Origin of the sequence: Amycolatopsis pigmentata, from assembly GCF_042684065.1 — a bacterium.
Taxonomy (GTDB): domain Bacteria; phylum Actinomycetota; class Actinomycetes; order Mycobacteriales; family Pseudonocardiaceae; genus Amycolatopsis_E; species Amycolatopsis_E pigmentata.
Genome location: NZ_JBHUKR010000002.1, coordinates 99,478 through 117,674, shown reverse-complemented (window position 1 = coordinate 117,674; position 18,197 = coordinate 99,478). Strand labels below are relative to the sequence as shown.

General features: G+C 64.2%; 15 protein-coding genes and 1 pseudogene. All 16 read left to right on the top strand.

The annotated features are described in order from the left end of the window. Window positions 1-232: 232 nt before the first annotated feature. The 16 genes and pseudogenes from ACFSXZ_RS00945 (at window position 233) to ACFSXZ_RS00870 (ending at window position 18,168) form a co-directional block, all read left to right on the top strand. Window positions 233-1,186, top strand: a complete 954-nt coding sequence (locus ACFSXZ_RS00945; protein ID WP_378260179.1) for a cyclase family protein — start codon at window positions 233-235, stop codon at window positions 1,184-1,186. An 82-nt stretch (window positions 1,187-1,268) separates the two neighbouring features. Further along, entirely contained in the window at window positions 1,269-2,099 is an 831-nt protein-coding gene (locus ACFSXZ_RS00940) for a mycofactocin-coupled SDR family oxidoreductase (protein WP_378260177.1), read from the top strand. Window positions 2,100-2,394: 295 nt separating this feature from the next. After that, window positions 2,395-2,676 carry a Dabb family protein gene (locus ACFSXZ_RS00935; protein ID WP_378260351.1) on the top strand — a complete coding sequence of 94 codons (282 nt, stop codon included), beginning with the start codon at window positions 2,395-2,397 and terminating at the stop codon, window positions 2,674-2,676. A gap of 302 nt (window positions 2,677-2,978) precedes the next feature. Continuing rightward, a pseudogene (locus ACFSXZ_RS00930) lies at window positions 2,979-3,332 on the top strand (transposase); the annotation flags it as partial. A gap of 596 nt (window positions 3,333-3,928) precedes the next feature. Further along, a complete protein-coding gene (locus tag ACFSXZ_RS00925; RefSeq protein ID WP_378260175.1) occupies window positions 3,929-4,405 on the top strand; it encodes a hypothetical protein in 477 nt (158 codons plus the stop codon). Further along, window positions 4,402-5,349, top strand: a complete 948-nt coding sequence (locus tag ACFSXZ_RS00920) for an alpha/beta hydrolase (protein WP_378260173.1) — start codon at window positions 4,402-4,404, stop codon at window positions 5,347-5,349. Before ACFSXZ_RS00925 ends, ACFSXZ_RS00920 begins: the two co-directional genes overlap by 4 nt. Then, window positions 5,346-6,818, top strand: coding sequence for an MFS transporter (locus ACFSXZ_RS00915; protein WP_378260171.1), 1,473 nt, complete (start codon window positions 5,346-5,348; stop codon window positions 6,816-6,818). Before ACFSXZ_RS00920 ends, ACFSXZ_RS00915 begins: the two co-directional genes overlap by 4 nt. Next, window positions 6,815-7,390, top strand: a complete 576-nt coding sequence (locus tag ACFSXZ_RS00910; RefSeq protein WP_378260169.1) for an XRE family transcriptional regulator — start codon at window positions 6,815-6,817, stop codon at window positions 7,388-7,390. The genes ACFSXZ_RS00915 and ACFSXZ_RS00910 overlap by 4 nt, the downstream gene beginning before the upstream one ends. Window positions 7,391-8,517: 1,127 nt before the next feature. Continuing rightward, the gene (locus ACFSXZ_RS00905) at window positions 8,518-9,813 is read left to right on the top strand and encodes an ABC transporter substrate-binding protein (protein ID WP_378260167.1); all 1,296 of its coding nucleotides are present in this window, start codon (window positions 8,518-8,520) and stop codon (window positions 9,811-9,813) included. Then, a complete protein-coding gene (locus ACFSXZ_RS00900; protein ID WP_378260165.1) occupies window positions 9,806-10,795 on the top strand; it encodes a TIGR03621 family F420-dependent LLM class oxidoreductase in 990 nt (329 codons plus the stop codon). The genes ACFSXZ_RS00905 and ACFSXZ_RS00900 overlap by 8 nt, the downstream gene beginning before the upstream one ends. After that, on the top strand, window positions 10,792-13,929 hold the full coding sequence (locus ACFSXZ_RS00895; protein ID WP_378260163.1) for an ABC transporter permease subunit: 3,138 nt from the start codon (window positions 10,792-10,794) through the stop codon (window positions 13,927-13,929). Before ACFSXZ_RS00900 ends, ACFSXZ_RS00895 begins: the two co-directional genes overlap by 4 nt. Beyond that, window positions 13,926-14,660 (top strand): ABC transporter ATP-binding protein, encoded by a 735-nt coding sequence (locus tag ACFSXZ_RS00890; RefSeq protein ID WP_378260161.1) that lies wholly within the window; start codon window positions 13,926-13,928, stop codon window positions 14,658-14,660. Before ACFSXZ_RS00895 ends, ACFSXZ_RS00890 begins: the two co-directional genes overlap by 4 nt. Further along, a complete protein-coding gene (locus ACFSXZ_RS00885; RefSeq protein WP_378260159.1) occupies window positions 14,657-15,148 on the top strand; it encodes a VOC family protein in 492 nt (163 codons plus the stop codon). The genes ACFSXZ_RS00890 and ACFSXZ_RS00885 overlap by 4 nt, the downstream gene beginning before the upstream one ends. Window positions 15,149-15,158: 10 nt before the next feature. Further along, a complete protein-coding gene (locus tag ACFSXZ_RS00880) occupies window positions 15,159-16,601 on the top strand; it encodes a carboxylesterase/lipase family protein (RefSeq protein WP_378260157.1) in 1,443 nt (480 codons plus the stop codon). 21 nt (window positions 16,602-16,622) lie between these two features. Next, complete coding sequence (locus ACFSXZ_RS00875; RefSeq protein ID WP_378260155.1) at window positions 16,623-17,384, top strand: alpha/beta fold hydrolase; 762 nt, start codon at window positions 16,623-16,625, stop codon at window positions 17,382-17,384. 121 nt (window positions 17,385-17,505) lie between these two features. Beyond that, window positions 17,506-18,168: a flavin reductase family protein gene (locus ACFSXZ_RS00870; RefSeq protein WP_378260153.1), complete on the top strand. Its 663-nt coding sequence runs from the start codon at window positions 17,506-17,508 to the stop codon at window positions 18,166-18,168. The last annotated feature ends 29 nt before the right edge of the window (window positions 18,169-18,197 follow it).

Sequence of the window (18,197 nt, the reverse complement as noted above, 5' to 3'; positions counted from 1 at the left end):
TCAGCTGGAAGTACAAATTTCTGACCACTTCAAAGGAGAGGCAATTGGGAAAGTTGGATAGCGAGGTATCATTCACCATTGGGGCAGCGCGCGGTCAGGGATACGCACGCCAAGACCTTGGCCCGTCAAAGCCATCGACCCTCGCGGCAGACAGCCCGACCATCGCAATGAACACCGCGCATGATGGCGCGAGGCTGACCCTTCCACTCCTGAATTTGTCGTAAGGATAATCATGGCTACCAGCTTTGGGCTAGACGAAATATCAATTGAACGACTATTTGAGAGCCTCACAAATTGGGGTCGCTGGGGCGAGCATGACGAGAAGGGTACTCTAAATCTCATCAGCGCCCGGAACGTACTTGGTGCAGTTGCATTAGTCGCTGACGGGACCACTATTTCCCTGTCGCGCACAATCAGTGATGAACCCGGGCCGGACGTCCTTGATCCACCGATTCACCACATGCTAAATTCCGGGGAACATTTCGCGCTCCATCCGGAATCCGTCCCAGACATTGGTCTTCAGTTAAGCCGCGACTTCCTGGGCTGGACGTTCCACGGTCTCTATATGACGCACCTGGATGCTCTGTCGCACGTATTTTTCAAGGGGCAGATGTACAACGGCAAGTCATCACAGCTCGTGACTACTCACCAAGGCGCAACAGTGTGTTCGGTGGAAGTGGCCGCGACTGGTATCACTACACGTGGGCTTCTAGCAGACATACCGCGATACCGAGGCGTCCGTTGGCTCGAAAACGGCGAGCCGGTAGGCCCAGAGGAGTTGGAGGCTGTTCTAGAATCGCAGGGACTCGTGCCGCGTAGCGGAGACGCGCTAATTGTGCGGACAGGATACTGGGGGCGCCGTGAGGCTGAAGGCCCGTCTGCTGGATTCGACGGTTTGCCCGGCTTGCATGCCGCATGTTTGCCGTTGCTGCGAAAATGGGACATTTCCTTGCTGGCCAGCGACGCGGTCAATGACGTGCTTCCTAGTGGATTTGACGTCATGCGGATGCCGATTCATGAGATAGGTCAGGTGTCAATGGGCCTTTGGTTGCAGGACAACTGCGACCTCGAGCAGTTGAGTGAGGCGTGTCTAAGTCGCAAACGCTACGAATTCATGTTTTCTATATCGCCGATGCGTATTCACAACGGAACCGGCTCGCCAACCAATCCGATCGCAATATTCTGACTGTGGCAGAATAGCAAGTTTGCGTCTGTTTTGGGGTGCGCTAGAAAGTCCATTCTCACATCCGAAGAAAGTGTGGACACGCATGCCTGGAAAACTTGACGGTAAAGTAGTGCTGATAACAGGTGCGGCTCGTGGCCAAGGTCGTAGCCATGCTCTGCGTCTTGCGGAAGAAGGCGCGGATATCCTCGCCATCGACATAGCAGCGCAAGTTGATTCGGTGCAGGCGCCCATGGCGACGCCAGAAGACTTGGCGTTGACGGTCTTGGGTGTGGAGGCTTTAGGCCAGCGCGTGGCTGCATATCAGGCCGATGTACGCGATTATGACGGGTTGAATTCAGCGGTCGGTCAGGGTGTTGACGAGCTTGGCCGGCTCGATATCGTGCTGGCCAACGCAGGTATCGGCATAGCGCCCTCGCCCGTCGACGAGCGGATGGACCGGCGGGCGTTCGACGACCTCATTGCCATCAACCTGTGCGGCGTGAGGAATACTCTTCAAGCAGCAGTGCCGCAAATGATCCAACAGGGCGACGGTGGAGCGATCGTACTGACGAGCTCAACGCAAGGCCTTTCCGGACGGGGCGGCAATGGCACTGGAGCAATGGACGGTTACGTCGCCGCTAAACACGGGGTGGTCGGGCTGATGCGTTCGTACGCGAATTGGTTGGCTCCTCACTCTATCCGCGTCAACTCGATTCACCCAACGGGCGTAAACACGCCTATGATTATGAACGATGCGTTCGGGGCGTTCGCTGAACAATCTCCGACGTTTGGCTCTGCTATGTCCAATCTCTTGCCAGTCGGTGTCATCGAGGCATCAGATGTAAGCAATGCCGTCGCGTTTCTCGTCTCTAATGATGCGCGGTTCATTACCGGGGTCGCGCTTCCCGTAGACGCTGGCTTCATGGTCAAGTGACACGTTCGAGCTCCTCGCGGTCGAAGTCGTGACACTTCGCGTGCGGCGGTGAGATGTTTGCCCGACGGGTGCGGCCCGGCTGACGCAGATTGTCTCGTAATTGGCGAAGGTCCGGCCTACGGATTGGGGCCTCTCAATTTCAGAGAACGACGGTGGCTATTGAAGGAGTCCCAGTCGACCCGGTAGGGTTTAGCGGAGACGACGAAATCGGATGGCCCGTGGCTGGCCAAATCAGTCGTAGTCACCGTCTATTACAGTAATTGGACTAGATTGGAGAGACACGTTGATCTATCATGTGACACTGAGGTCATACAATTCGTCAGCTAGCGATCACGACGTGCAAGAATCCATGCGCAGGGCTGCCGATTTTGGTATGATTCCCGGGGTGGAATGGGCGATTTCGGGCGCAAACCTCGGTGTAGTTCCCTTGAATGAGGGGCTGACGCATGCATCGTTACTTGCAGTTCCAGACGCAGCCGTACTAAAAAACTTCTACAACCATCCGCAGCACGAGGAAGCTGCTGGCCTGTCGCGCAGCATCACCGACCGCCTACTCGTCATGGACATACAGGCGTGAACGACGACACCAATAATTAGCTCATGCGCCATGAACGCGGGACGGCGGTCCGCTGCATGTCAAGATTTTTGAGGCAGGTATTTTAGGGATTCATTGAGTCGGCTGGCGGCTCCTATTGTGTGTCGGTTCGTCTGGTTTGTTGATCCTGACCTCTGGACTTGATCCCGGTGGCGCCGACGCCACCAATACCGCGCCCAACAAACTCACTGCCGGCGCAGAGAGACCAATGACTACAGAGTGCGGCTGGAGTACTAATACTCCAGCCGCACTTGGTGATCTTGGTCGTGCAGGTTGTTGATCTTGTGGTGACCGATGAGGATCTTGATGCCTGGGTGGCTGGGCTGGAGGAGTTGTTCGGGCGGGTTGCGGGCCGGTTCTACCGGGTTGAGCCGAGGCGGCGGGCGCGGGCGTATGTGCGCGGTCTGCTCGCCCCGTTGGCCGGCAAGGGCGGGTGGACGTTGGCCGAGGCTGCCGGTGACCTCACCCCCGATGGGATGCAGCGCCTGCTCAATGCCGCAGCCTGGGATGCCGATGGGGTTCGCGACGATCTGCGTGACTGCGCGGTTGAGCACGTGGGCGAGCGTGGTGGTGTGCTGATCGTCGACGAGACCGGGTTCTTGAAGAAGGGCTGCAAGTCCGCCGGTATGCAGCGGCGTTCAGGGTTGGGACTTGTCCGAATTTCAACGCTGGCAGATTCGCGTGATGCGCAATACCGAGGCCATTTAGAATGATCTACCACGGCGCCCGCGGTTACCGGGAAGCAGCCCGATGGTGAGTTCGGTGCGCAGACGGTGAAGCTTGATCGCGCGACACGCCGTCACATGGAAGGTTTCCGAATTTCCACGGAGCTGTATGCATCACCTTTCCGAATGACTTCGATACAAACCGGGGCCGTGCCGGACCAAGCGATTTCGATGGTTGCCTTGGTCAGGGCGCCCGCTCGGAGGTCTCCGAGGCGCGGACCCTCGGCCGCGACGCCGGTATAGACGCCCCGCAAGCTCGAAGTCATGTTCGCCACCTTCCACGAGCGGCCCGAAGCGCGCCACAAATCGTGCCGAAATGGCGACAGTGATCCGAACGGTGAACGCCACGGAAAACGCGGTGTTACCCATGGGCGGCGCCCGGGCCCGATCCAGAGATTGTCCGTGCCGTTTCGGCACGAAAGCGTGCACCGCGTCCGGACGGTCGACCACGCTGGCGAACAGCGACCGCGTTCGGAGGCGGGTCGAGAAACCACAGTGAGGAGCACCTCATGCGCGGGACGAGGATCCCAGGCAGTGAAACTGCCCGGTTCCGAGAGAACCGGTACGCCAACCACGGCCAAGGACAGGCCGTCCATGTCAGCCCACTGCCGGCCGAGATCGTCGAGCCCTTCAGTCTGTCGGCGGGTACGGCCGCGCTTGACCTGGCGTGCGGGGGCGGTGCCGACAGTCTCGGGTTGACTCACCGTGGTTGGCAGGTTGTCGCTGTGGACATCGCCGCGGGCGCGGGTGTCGCCCGCCGCGCCGAGATTGAGGGACTCGCCGGGCAGGTCCGTGTTGAGGCCCAAGACTTGTCCCGAAGCGTCCCCGACGAGGCCTATGGCGAGCTCAGGCTCGACGAGGCGGGCTGGATCCCCGTCCGCTGGGACTGTCCGCAGCGCAAGGCCACTGGCACGAACGGCGAGACCGCCATAGTCACCGATCACGCCCTGCTCGTGCAGAGCACCTTGGCCGGAGATGTGTTGTGACGCTCGACGCTGCTACCCGGGGCTTACTGAAGATGATGGCCGACTCCGGTGCGCCGCCGATGCACGAACTGTCGGTCGCCGAGGCCCGTGCGATGGCCGCCAACGGGGCGCAGATGTCCGGACCCGGCCCGCAGGTGGCGGGCAGCGCGGACCGTGAGGTTTCCGTCGACGGTGTGTCCGTGGGCGTGCGGATACTCACCCCGGCGGGCACCCCCAGCGCGGTGCTTGTGCTGTATCACGGTGGCGGCTGGGTGCACGGTGGCCTCGCGGAGTACGACCACCTCGGCCGGCGGCTCGCGGTCGACCTCGGCGCCGTTGTCGTCGTCGTCGACTACCGCCTCGCCCCCGAGCATCCCTTTCCGGCCGCTATCGATGACGCGGTCACTGCTTTGCGTTGGGTGTGCGGGCACGTCGAGGAGCTCGCCGACTGTTCGGTGCCCGTGATCGTCTTCGGGGACAGCGCGGGCGGTGCCTTGGCAGCCGTGGCCGCCCGCCGGGCCCGCGACGAGAACCTGCTGGTGCACCTACAGGTGCTCGTCTACCCGGTCGTCGACGCCGACCTTGACCGTCCCGGCTACCTCGACCCGGCCAACCAGCTCATGATCAGTCGTCAGACCATGCGCTGGTACTGGGACCACTACCTGCCTGACCTGGCCGGTCGCGTCCATCCGGATGCCTCCCCCTTGCGTGCGGACGACCTGCGCGGCGTGGCGCCCGCGGTCATCGTGACCGCCGAGCAGGACGTGCTGCGCGAGGAGGGCGAGGCCTACGCCGCAGCGCTCGCGGCCGCCGACATCCCCGTGCGTGCCCACGTGGCCGTGGGCCAGATGCACGGCTTCCTCACCATGATCAACATCCTGCCAGGTGGCGCTGCGGGCCTCGAGCACCTCATCGCCGAGATCCGCGACCACCTGGGCCTGACCTACACCGTGGAGCGACCGTGAGCACAACCGAGGGCGCGGCCCTCCCTGATCCCCGCCGCTGGGTCGCGCTCGCGACGATCAGTCTGGCAACTCTCATGGTGGTTCTCGACGCCTCCATCATCAACGTCGCTCTACCGCAGGCACAGCATGCCCTTGGCATCTCCGACGCCAACCGGCATTGGGCAGTCACCGGCTACGCAGTCACCTTCGGGGGCCTCCTGCTGCTGGGCGGCCGCATCGCCGACTTCTTCGGGCGCAGGCGCATGCTCATAGTCGGACTCGTCGGCTTCGCGGTCGCCTCCGCCCTGGGTGGACTGGCGGCGAACACGACGATGCTCGTTCTAGCCCGCATCCTTCAGGGCGCTTTCGCCGCCGTCCTCTCTCCAGCGGCACTCTCGCTGGTCACCGTCACCTTCACCGAACCCCGCGAACGAGCACGAGCCTTCGGCGTGTTCGGCGCCGTGCAGGGCGCTGGTGGCGCACTCGGGTTGATCGCGGGCGGCCTGCTCACCCAGTTCCTGGACTGGCGCTGGTGTCTGCTGGTCAATCTGCCCATCTCGGCCATTGCGGTCGCCGGAACCCTCTGCGCCGCCCGTGAGAGCGCCGCGACCGGCCCCCGCCGCCTCGACGTGCCGGGCGCATTGCTGGCCACCTCTGGCTCGGTCGGCCTCGTCGTGGGTTTCACCCTCGCCGGTGAGTCTGCGGACGGATGGGCCTCACCGCCGGTCCTGGTCGTCCTCGTCGCCTCCGTCACGCTGCTGGCCGGCTTCGCCGTCCGACAGCACCGGGCACAGGCGCCGATGCTGCCCCTGCGCATCATCACCGACCGCACCCGCGGCGGCGCGTTCGCCGCCGCGATGCTCGTCGGCACCGGCATGTTCGGTATGTTCCTGTTCCTGGCCTACTACCTACAGCGCAACCTGGGCTACGGGCCACTGAAATCTGGTCTGGCCTTCCTGCCCTTCTGCGCCGGTGTCGTATTCGTTCCGCTGTTCTTCGCCCCGCGCCTGACCCATCTCGGTCCGCGTCCGCCCATGGCCATCGGCATGACGATTGCCGCAGCCGGCATGTTCTGGCTGACTACGATCGACGGTTCTCGCGGCCTGGTCGGCGGCGCCCTGATCCCCTTGGTGCTCATGGGCTTCGGGCTCGGCCTGGTCTTCACCCCGATGAACAGCACCGCGTTGAGCGGAATCGACCCCGGCGACGCGGGGGTGGCCAGCGGCCTGGTCAACGCCACCCAGCAACTCGGTGGCGCGCTCGGTGTGGCCCTACTGAACACGCTCTACACACTCGCGCGCCAGAACAGCCAGACCGGGGCGCCGGGCGACCCGTTCGACGCAGACCTCGCCGCCTACCACCTGGCGTTCACCGTGACCGGGATCCTGTTCGTCATCGCCCTGCTGTGCGTGCTGGTGGTAATGAGAAACCCCGCACCGGAACCTGGCGTTGCCCCAGCACCGGAGGGTTCGGCACACTCCCGACCATGAGCCACGTCGACGACGTCATCGATGCCGTGGGGCGCCGACTGCGCGAGATCCGCCTTCGCCGGGGCCTCACCATCGCCGAGGTGTCCGCGGCCACCGGTATCTCCGCGAGCACTCTCTCTCGGCTCGAAAGTGGTAAGCGACGAGCTAACCTCGAACTACTGCTCCCACTATCGGCGACCTACGGTGCCCCGCTCGACGACCTTGTCGGGGCGCCATACACCGGCGACCCGCGGGTGCACATCAAACCCGTTCGCCGCGGTCGCCAGACGTTCATGTCGCTGACCCGCCGCCCGGGCGGCCTCCAAGCGTACAAGATCATCATCCCGGTGACGCCGGCACCGGTCGCGCCGGACTTGCAGACCCACGAGGGGTACGAGTGGCTCTACGTGCTCAACGGGACGCTACGCCTGCTGCTTGGGGACCAGGACCTCGTACTGCGCCCCGGAGAGGTGGCCGAGTTCGCCACTCACGTCCCGCACTGGCTCGGCGCTGCAGGCGAGACCCCCGTCGAGGTCCTCGTCCTGTTCGGGAGGCAAGGCGAACGTGCCCACCTACGCGCCCGGACCACCTAGTGGTCGGGCCCGTCAGAGCCTGTATCGAAGTGCGATGGCTGAGGCATCAACTCGCTCTTCAAGGGCGAGTTGATCCATAACCCGATCGTTCGTGGCCGCGGCTGGCAATCGGTCCGGGATCATGGGCACGCCCGCGACCGCGGTATTGTCCTTGACCGCGACGGTCCGTCCGGTCAGCGGCCCATCCCCTGCCCTCGCTCACCGTGCAAGTGACGTACCACGCGCCCAGCGGGTTTTCGTCCGGTGCCGGACGAGCCCACACTGCCGCTCCTCTTCTTCCGTGGGGATACGGCTCATTCCAGCCAGGGCCTTGACAGCTTCTTGAGCTTCACAGGACAGTTCCACCGGGTCCTGGACTACGCGGGAACGTCGGAGGCGCCCGGTCGGAACTCGCCGGGCTCGCCAGAGCTCCTTACCGACGTCGCTCCGCTCACTTATAGCGCTGCTGTCACGTTGCTCCGTCCTGCGCCGGTTGCAACGCACAGGCCGGCTTTCGAGTCTTGCCAAGGCTGAACGCCTGCCGACCGATGCAGCCAGAACGGCATCTGGTCTGCCGAGGTCACCTCCGCTGCGGAGGAGTAGTGCGGCTTCGGCGAAGTCGCCACCGCTAATGGCCACCGCTTCGCGCCGACAAACGGTATGGAGCGACGTCTTCAGCGGGTTACCGGCCGGGGCACACTCGCGACCGCAGAGACCAGTTGTCCGGTGCGGTCCGCGCCTCGTCGGCAGTCCGGAACTCGGGTCCACTCAAACCGGATCGCGCTCGACGTTGCCGTCGGCAACCCCGGGCGCCGGTGACCGACGGCGTCAACGTATGCGTCACTGGCCGTCGCTGACCTGAGCGATGGGTGGAGCCCCTCGATCTGAAGGTGGTCGGGCCCCGTGCGCACTATGACGATCGACTGGACTCTCACCGGAGGTCGGCTTCCCCCGTCAGTTCGGGCAGTCGGAGCTTCCTCCTCTTCACCTCGGCGCCCATCGGATCGTTCATATATACTCATTGACTTCATCCATCGTGAATGTTAACTTCCCATTTCGACGCGATGCGTCGACGAAACGTGGCTCGAGATCTGTCTCTGCCAGGTCGTCTCGGCGCGACGCCACAGAAGCCAAAGGAGGCTTACCCAGTGAGCACGTACCGGAACGAAGCGGCACGAGACGGCCGATCCAGCACCCTCAAGCTCAGGACCGCCGCCGCGATCGGCACGCTGCTCGCCCTTGGACTCATCGGCTGCGGGACATCGGGGTCCCAGGCCGGGTCAGGTAGCCAAGCCGACTCCGGCTCCTGCAAGGGTGAGCCAATCAAGCTGATGACGATCTTTTCTCTCAGTGGCCCGCTCGCCACTACGAAGAATGAGGTGCCGACTGCCGCATCAGTGGCGGCCAAGGCGCTCAACCGCACCTGCGCCGGAGGACGACCTGTCGCGATCACGGTCTGCGACGATCAGAGCAGTGCCAACGGTTCGGTTCTGTGCGGCAACAAGGCGCGCAGTAACGGAACCCTCGCACTGATCGGGTTCACCGCCGGTGCGGGCAGCTCCGATCAGGGTGCGCAGACGGCCAACCTCCCGGCCTTCTTCACCACGAATCAGACCGGGTGGGACAACACCAGCAAGCTGTCGTATCCCAGCAACTACCCGCTGCTCGGCGTGACCGGACAGGTCAAGGTCGCGAAGGCACTTGATAAGAAGTCCTTCACGTTGACGGCCGTCGACGTCCCGCCGGCCCACGTGCAGGCCCAGATCGCTTCGGACACAGCCAAGGCCGGGGGCATTGCCTTCCACGAGCTCTATTTCCCTCTGACAACGACCGACTTTGCCTCGGTGGCGGCTCAGCTCGTGTCATCGGGGACGGAGTCAGTGGATCCGCTCGTCATCCAGCCTCAGCAGTTCGTCAAGGCGCTCTATAGCGCCGGCTTCGACCCGTCGAAGTCGACGATCATTGCAGATGAGGGCATCATCACGCCCGATCAGAAGAAAACCCTTGCCACCGAGCTCAACGGCGCCTACGAGGTAGGCGGCATCATCCCGGCGTCGACGGAGTCGAACGCGGGAATCAGGCAGATGACGGACGAGTACAAGGCGGCCGGCGAGTCGTTCTCTCCCCAGATCAGTACGTACGCAGTGCAGGAGTGGACGGCCGTGCACGCCTTCGGCGAGGCGCTGAAGGGCCTCGAAAAGGCAAAGATCGAGAAGCTCTCGTCGGACTCAGCGATCGACGCTGTCGTGTCGCACGGCGAGTACGCTCTACCGACTCTCGCGCCGTTCGACTTCTCCAGCGGCAACCCCTTCCCGGCCACCTCACCGCTAGGCCAGGGTCGTGTCTTCTCCAAGGCTCAGCAGGTCTTCGCCATCAAGGACGGGATCAGTGTTCCGGTCGGGTCCTTCCAGAGCGTGACCGGCGATATCTCCGCCCATGAGTAGCACCGAACTCGCGCCTAGCTCGTCGTCGCCGATTAGCGACCGCCCCCGCCCGTTCCGATTCGGGGTGATGGCCGGAGCGAAGGACACAGCCGGATGGACGGAACTGGTGCAGGGCGCGGAGCGATTGGGGTATTCGACCGTCTTCCTGTCTGACCACCTCGATCTCAGCGGTAGCCACGTCAGCACGATGTCACCGTTGCCGGCAACGGCGGCGACCGCGATGTTGACCGAGCGATTGCATGTCGGCACGGCGGTCCTCAACCAAGATCTGCGCCATCCGGTCGTCGTGGCTCAGGAAGCTGCCACGATCCAGCAGCTGAGCGGTGGCAGGTTGGAACTCGGGATCGGAGCGGGCTGGGCCAAGACGGAGTACGACTGGGCAGGAATCCCGTTCGATGACTCCGCGACCAGGGTCCGGCGCCTGGCGGAGTATGCGCAGGTCGTGCGTGCGGTCCTGCACTCGTCGACGAGCGTCGACTTCGACGGCGAGTTCTTCCATCTCGACAAGATGCCTGGTTCGGCCTCAGCCACCGTCCCGCCTCCGCCGCTCATGCTGGGTGGGAAGGGATCCAGTGTGCTCGGCATCGCTGCCCGGTTTGCCGACATCGTGAACCTCAACATGGTCGGCAGCCACGACGCTTGCTACGAGGACGTCGATGCCAAGCTGAACGACCTCGGGGCGCGACATGCGCGCACTCGCGAGCTCGAGCTCGCCATGATGGTCGGATCGGTCATCGTCTCCTCGGGCGACCGGCGGTCAGCCGCGCAGCAACGCATCGAAAGCCTCGCGACCTTGCACAGCACCGGCCTTCGTGATCCTGATCAGGCCCTATTGTCACCGTCGGTGCTCGTCGGCTCGGAGGCGCAGATCGCTGACGATCTCCTCGCGCGGCGGAGTCGGTGGGGCATCTCGTACTTCATCGTTCGCCACGAGGACATGACGGCTCTCGCGCCAGTGATCGACCAGATTGCGGGCGTGTGAGTCATGACCCATCAATTGGCTATTTCAAGCATCGAGGGATCGCGTTGAGAGAAGCTATTGTCTTTGCCCTCTTCGGCCTCGCCGCTGGCGCCCTGACGAGCCTCGTGTCGTTGAGCGTCGTAGTCGTGTATCGCGCTTCCGGCGTCGTTAACTTCGCGGCCGCCGCTCTCGGCGCGATCGGAGCGTATGTCTGCTACACCCTTCGCGACGACGGCATGCCGGCAGCCGCAGCGATAGCCGTCGGCATCCTGGTGGGCGCGATGTTGGGGATCGGAACTTACTATGCAATGCGGCTGGCCGGAGAGAACGCATCACCCTTGGTCAAGCTGATCGTCACGTTGGGTCTGTACACCAGCGCGGTCTCCTTCATGCTGCTGGTGTGGGGTCCGATCTCAACTGCTCCTGAAGGATTTCTCCCGACGCACGGGATCAGCCTCGGGGGACCGGTGGAGATCGGGACAGACCGGCTGATCCTCGCAGTGAGCGCTCTGATACTCGCCGGGCTCCTGACTCTTCTATACAACCGGACAATGTTCGGGCTGGCGACGGCCGCAGTCTCCGAGAACAGGTTGTTCGCTGCTGCATCTGGATGGTCGACCGGCCGCATCGAGAAGATCAATTTCGCGATCGCAGGTGCGTTGTCCGCTCTGGCCGCGATCTTCCTTTCGCCGCTCATCGGACTCAACGCCGTTGTCCTTTCGGCCGTCATCCTTCCGGCCCTCGCCGCGGCGCTGGTGGGCCGCTTCTCGTCGTTCGGAGTGACGATCGGCGCTGCGCTGGTAATCGGCGTCTGCGGGAGCGAGATTTCCTACAGGACCAGTGATCTCGCCTCGGCTCTGCACGTTGACGCACAGTCGCTCACCGGCCTGTCCGATGCGGTTCCGCTGGCACTGATCGTGGGACTGATCGCCGTGCGGGGACGCACCCGCATGCAGCGAGGAGAAAGCCAGGCCGTGTTGCCGAACATCGGGGACGGGCACATCTCGATGCTGCCGCTCGTGATCGGGGTAATCGGGCTGGCTGCGGTCCTCGTTATCGCGCCGGAATGGAGTGCCGCCGTCATTGCAACGGCTGCTGCGGGGCTTGTGATCCTCTCTGTGGTCGTCGTGACGGGCTATGCCGGCCAGCTGTCACTGTGCCAGTTCGCCCTCGCAGGCTTCGGAGGATGGGTCGCAGCACGCGTTGGGTCGACGTGGGGCATGAACTTTCTGGTCGCCATCGCGATCGGTGTGGCCTGCGCCATCGTCCTCGGACTCGCAGTCGCCGTGCCTGCGGCGCGCGCCCGCGGGATGTCACTAGCCGTGGCGACGCTCGCTCTGGCCCTGCTGCTCAACTCTCTCATCTTCCGCAACAGTTCGTTGACGGGCGGTTACAACGGTCTTGTCGTCGGGACGCCGAGTGTTTTCGGCCTCGACCTCGATCCGATCCGATATCCCGAGCGCTACGCCGCGCTCGGCCTCATCCTGTGGGTCCTCGGCGGTCTATTGACCGCGAACATCCGGCGTGGCCGCTCAGGCCGCCGGCTCATCGCAGTACGCAGCGACGAGCTCGCCGCAGCCTCGCTGGGGGTCAGTGTTTACACCGCGAAGCTGTATGCCTTCGGAGTGGGTGCTGGTCTCGCCGGGCTTGCCGGCGGGTACCTCGCTTTCCAGTTTCCCAGCGCCTCGTTCACGAACTACGACGCCGTTACGTCGGTACTGACCGTCCAGAACACGGTCCTTGGAGGACTTGGCTGGGCATCCGGCTCGCCCGTCGGAGGTTCGATGGCGGGGGGCGGCCTGCTGTCCCAGTTGGTCGACCAGACCCTTGGCGGTGTGGCGAACGTGGCCATATGGATGGGGCTCGCAACCGGTGTCCTGCTGATCGCGATCCTGCGGACGTCGCCGGACGGCATCGCTCGGGTCTGGGCCGAGGCGTTCGGGCGAGACGACGACCGCGCTCGCGAGTTCCGGTCGAGTGCACGTCGTCGCTTCTGGCGGGCCACGGGGTGTGTCGATCTCCTGGCGAGCGCGGGCCTCATCGTCGGCCTCGTCGTCGAGCCGATCGAGTACATCGCTGCGGTGTCGGTCCTGGTCGTTCTCGTCCTGAGGAGCCTAGTAGAGGGTCGTACGTCCGGGCGGCTTCTGGCGGTCGAGCACGTGTGGCCGGTGCTCGAGGCTCTGGGGGCTGCGCTGGTTCTCGTCTTCCAGGCCCAGGGCATGCGCATCGAGCTGTTCGTCGTGTGCCAGCTGCTGGCCTTTCCCCTGGGCATTGCGGGTGCGGCCAGGCTCAGCCGCCGGTCGTTGGACTGGGCTCGGATCCCTCGGGCGAGCGTCACCCCCGACCGCCAAAGGGCGAGTGGAGGGTCGCCTGTCGCCCTGCAACTTGAAGACATCGTGGTGCAGTTCGGCGGAGTAGTCGCACTTGATCACGTGTCGCTGTCGATAAACCCGGGGGAGATCGTCGGCCTCATCGGCCCCAACGGTGCTGGCAAGACGACGCTCCTCGACGTGGCCTCGGGCTTCACTGCACCTACCAAAGGCCGACGGCTGCTCGACGGACAGCAGATCGACGGCTGGAGTCCCGAACGGTGCGCGAGAGCTGGCCTGATCCGGTCGTGGCAAGGTGTCGGCCTGTTTCGGTCGATGACGATCGGCGAGAACCTGGAAGTGGCGGCTGATCGTCAGAGAGTCCGACGCTACTTCTCCGATCTCCTCCAGCCCGGCAGCCGCATCCGGACGACCGCGATGGACGAGGTGATCGCCGAGTTCGACCTCGAACCCGTCCTCCAAAGCTTCCCGACGTCGCTTCCTCAGGGGACCTCGAGGCTCGCGGGGATCGCCCGTGCCGTGGCGGCTGAACCACGCATCCTCCTCCTCGACGAACCGGCCGCCGGGCTCGATCACGTCGAGAGCCGCGAACTGTCCCGAGCGATCAAGTGCGTCGCGGCACGCAGCGGGATCGGCGTCCTTGTCGTCGAGCACGATGTCCCGCTCCTGCTCGACCTTTGTGACCGAATCGTCGTCCTCGAGTTCGGTCGAGTCATCGCTGAAGGGCCGCCGGAGGCCATCCGGAAGGACACCGCCGTCATTGCGGCGTATCTAGGTGCTCCCGCTGCGTCAGACGATCGTGAGCAGATCGGAAGTCGACGATGAGCCTGCTCGAAGCGCGGTCCTTGGATGCCGGATATGCCGGTGTCGCGGTGGTGCGCGGCCTGGACCTGCACGTGGACGAGGGAGAGATCGTCGCCCTCTTCGGACCCAACGGCGCGGGCAAGTCGACCACCATCATGACCTTGTGCGGAGCCTTGCCTGTCATCGGCGGCGAGGTGCGGCTGGGTGGCGTGGCCACGACCGCATCTCTGCACGTGCGGGCGAGGTCGGGCGTTGGACTGGTGACCGAGCAGCGTTCTGTGTTCGCGCGCATGACGGTGGCGGACAATCTCAAGGTCAGTCGATGTCGAACGGATGTGGCACTCGAGTACTTCCCTGAACTGGAGCAACATCTCGCGCGGCCAGCCGGACTTCTGTCAGGTGGTCAGCAGCAGATGCTCGCCTTGGCCCGCGCGCTGACGCGTGGGGAGCCGAAGGTCCTGCTCATCGACGAGATCTCGCTAGGTCTGGCACCGCAGGTCGTCGACAGGCTGCTCGGGGTCGTCACCACCGCGGCGGCGCGAGGGGCAGCCATCATCCTGGTCGAGCAATACGTGCACAAGGCCACCGACATCGCCGACAGGATCTACGTTATGAGGCGTGGGCGCATTCACCTTACGGGTGGTGCCGAGGACTTCCGAGGGGACGTCAGCCGCATCGAGGAGGCGTATCTCTCCGCTGATCCATCGCCGCAGGAGCCTGGCGCACCGACACCACAAGGGAAGATGCCATGACCGAAGTCCGATCCCCTTTCCCTACGCTGCAGATGCACCACTTCAGTATTGCCGTGCAGAACATCGACGAGTCCATACGGTGGTACTCGTCAGTGCTCGGCATGCAGCTCGAGCGGCAAGGCTCGTTCGACACTCCCGAGTTCGCTGGTCGAAACGCGTTCCTGGTACGCGACGGCGTCCGCGTCGAGCTGTGGAGCGTCCAGGGGGGCGCCGGGGTCCCGGACGGCCGCCGGAGCCCGATCTCCGACCTGGCGACGGGAGGCACGAAGCACGTCGCCTTTGAGGTCCGTGAACTGCAGGGCCTCCTGTGTGCGCTGGTCGAGCTCGGCGTGGACATCGCCACGGTCCAGCGCAGTGCGCGCGAGCTCCATCTGCCCGAAGATCATCCCGAGCTCTCCGACCGCGGAGCATTCGCGGCTTTCATTCGGGACCCTGACGGCGCCCTCATCGAGCTGGTCGACCCCAGCCGGCGCTCCGTCGAAGATTAGTCGGCAACCCGTGAATGGTTCCGCGCACGTGGTGCGCACCTCTGGTGGAAGGCTCAGGAGCAGCTCGTCTCCCGATGCCGCAGTCCAGGCGTTCGCAGGGATCCCGTTCGCCGAGGCCCCGGTAGGCGATCGACGATGGCGGCCCGCAAGCGGGGTTCCGACCTGGGATGGCGTACGCGCTGCAAATCGCCCGGGACCCGCACCCGTGCAGGCGCAACCACGAATGAGGTCAGTGCTCTACCAGAGTAATTTCGCGGATCCGACCGGTCTCGTCATGAGCGAGGATTGCCTGTATCTGAATGTGTGGACACCGTCCCTAAGTGCTCAGGACCGGCTCCCCGTCATGGTTTGGATACCCGGAGGTGCTAACCGATTCGGGCACGGGGGGCAGGCCATCTACGACGGACGACGGCTCGCCGCTCGCGGCATCGTCGTCGTGACCGTGAACTATCGACTTGGCCCGTTGGGGTTCCTCGCGCATCCTGACCTGACGGCCGAGAGCGCTCACTCCGCCAGTGGGAACTACGCCTTGAGCGACATCCTGGCGAGTCTGCGGTGGGTGAACGATAACGTCGCGGCGTTCGGTGGAGATCCCGCACGCGTAACCGTCGCCGGAAGCTCGGCCGGCGCCCGACACGTCTCGCACCTGATGGTCTCGCCCCAAGCGGAGGGTCTCTTCGGGCAGGCCATCGGTCAGAGTGGCGGCCCGGCAGCGGGAGCGCGGCAACGCGTCGCGTCGTTGGCCGAAGCAGAAGGCGACGGCATCCGATTCGCGGAGAGCCGCGGCGTCCGCACCATCGCGGATCTTCGCCAGCTTTCTGCTCTCGACGTGGCGGTCGGCGGTGAGGCGGAGGCAGTGGTGGACGGCTGGCTGCTCGATCACGATCCCGCGGCGGTGTTTTCATCCGGAGGGCAGCGAAGCGCGCCTCTCCTGGTCGGTTCGAACGACGATGAGGGGTCCCCGTACGCGTCGAACCACGTGACCGGACCCGCCGAGGAGCCGGCTCGGCCCGATCAGTCGCTCCCCGACCGGCGAACCATCGGGTCCGATCGATTTATCCGCCCGGCCCTGACGTGGGCCCGCGCCCATGCGAGCGTCGGGAACAACGTCTGGTTCTACCGATTCTCCTGCGAACCCCCGGTGCCCATTGGGGACCTGGTCGAACCACCCCTCGATGGATTGTCGACGTACGGCGCCTACCACACGGCCGAGCTGGCCTATGTGTGGGACAACCTGGATACGAAACCATGGGCCTGGACGGCGCGCGATCGCTCGACTGCTGATCTGATGGCGTCCGCGTGGGTCCGGTTCGTTCAGACAGGTGACCCCAGCATCCCCGGCCGGCTGACCTGGACGCCACTGGCGGCACGGGGCGAAGGCGCGGCCATGCAGTTCGCGCCGCACGGCGTGAGCGCTGTCGAGCTCTCGGCAGCGAACGAAACCATCCGGTGAAGACGAGAGAAAGGAAAGCGCATGCCCTTCTTTGTGAAGGATGACTCGACGAGCATCTACTACGAGACCTGGGGTGCAGGCCTGCCAGTGCTGATGATCGCGCCGGGCGGAGTTCAGTCTGCCGCTCCGTACTGGGCTCGAGCTCCGCTCGACATGACCCAGCTGCTGCCGCCCGATGAGTTCCAGGTCGTGGTGATGGACCAGCGCAATGCCGGTAGGTCGGTGGGAAACTTCCCGGCAGCCGGTGATCCGTGGTCGACCTATGCCGACGACCAGCTGCGCTTGATGGAGTATCTCGACGCAGACTCATTCCACGTCGTCGGGTGTTGCATCGGCGGTTCGTTCATCCTGAAGTTGTCTCAGCTCATCGGCAGCAGGCTTCGCGGTGCAGTGCTCGAGATGCCGATCGGCATCGCCGGCGGCAATGAAGTGAAGTTCGAAGGTCAGTGGAAGACGTGGCGAGACGGTCTCGTCCAGTTCCGGCCGGAGCTTTCGGAGGCCAAGATCGTCGAGTTCGCCGAGAGGATGTGGAAGGACCGAGATTTCGTCGTGAGCATGACAGACGACGAGGTCCGATCTGTCACCACCCCGATGCTGGTCCTGCCAGGCTCCGAGGACGATCCATTTCACCCACGAAGCATTGGCGTGAAGATCGGCGATCTTGCCCAGAACGCTCGGGTCATTGAGGAGTGGAACGACTCGGACGGCGCGAGAGCGGACGCAGCGGAAACCGTTCTCGCGTTCCTGCGCACGGGCGAGCTTCCGACCGCCGTGGCTTCGTAACCTGACAGACCGATTTCGTGGGCACCGGCAGAGGTCCTTTCGCCCCTAGCTGAAGCGGCATCCGCTTTGCGATGTCGACCCGACACATTCGCGCGGCCTCTGTGCGCGCTGGAGGAGAAGGATGTTTATCCGCAGCACGCCGCTCGCTGGCGAGCCCAAAAACGGCGGACTCCCGTGGGATCCGTTCAAGGCGCTCGTCGCACCACGTCCCATCGGATGGATCACGTCCGTGGCAAGCGACGGCTCCATCAACCTGGCCCCGTTCAGTTTCTTCAACGTTGTCGGCGATAGCCCGAACATGGTGTCTTTAGCGATCGGCGAGCGCGTTGACGGCCGTCAGAAGGACAGCAGGCGCAACATCGAGGAGACGGGTGAGTTCGTCTGCAACCTCGCCACGTGGGACTTGCGCGAACAGATGAACATGACGTCTAGCTCAGTCGAGGAGGGTGTCGACGAGGCAGAACTCGCCGGATTGGCGCTGGTGCCCTCTCAAATTGTGAGCCCCCCTCGGGTCGCCAGGTCTCCGGCTGCGCTGGAGTGTGTCTATACCGAGACCTTCGTGCCACACGCGGCGAACGGATCGGCTCACCACTTTCGGCTGATCCTTGGCGAGGTCGTGGGTGTGTACATCGACGATCGGTTCATCGCTGATGGTCGAGTGGATACGGCGGCGATGAAGCCGATGACCCGCATGGGGTACGACGAGTACGCGGTCGTGGAGTCCGCGGTACGCATGGACCGGCCGGACCTCGACATCATGAAGGCACTGCGCACGCCCGAGTAGTGGTTCCACGTCTCGATTGTGAGGATGGC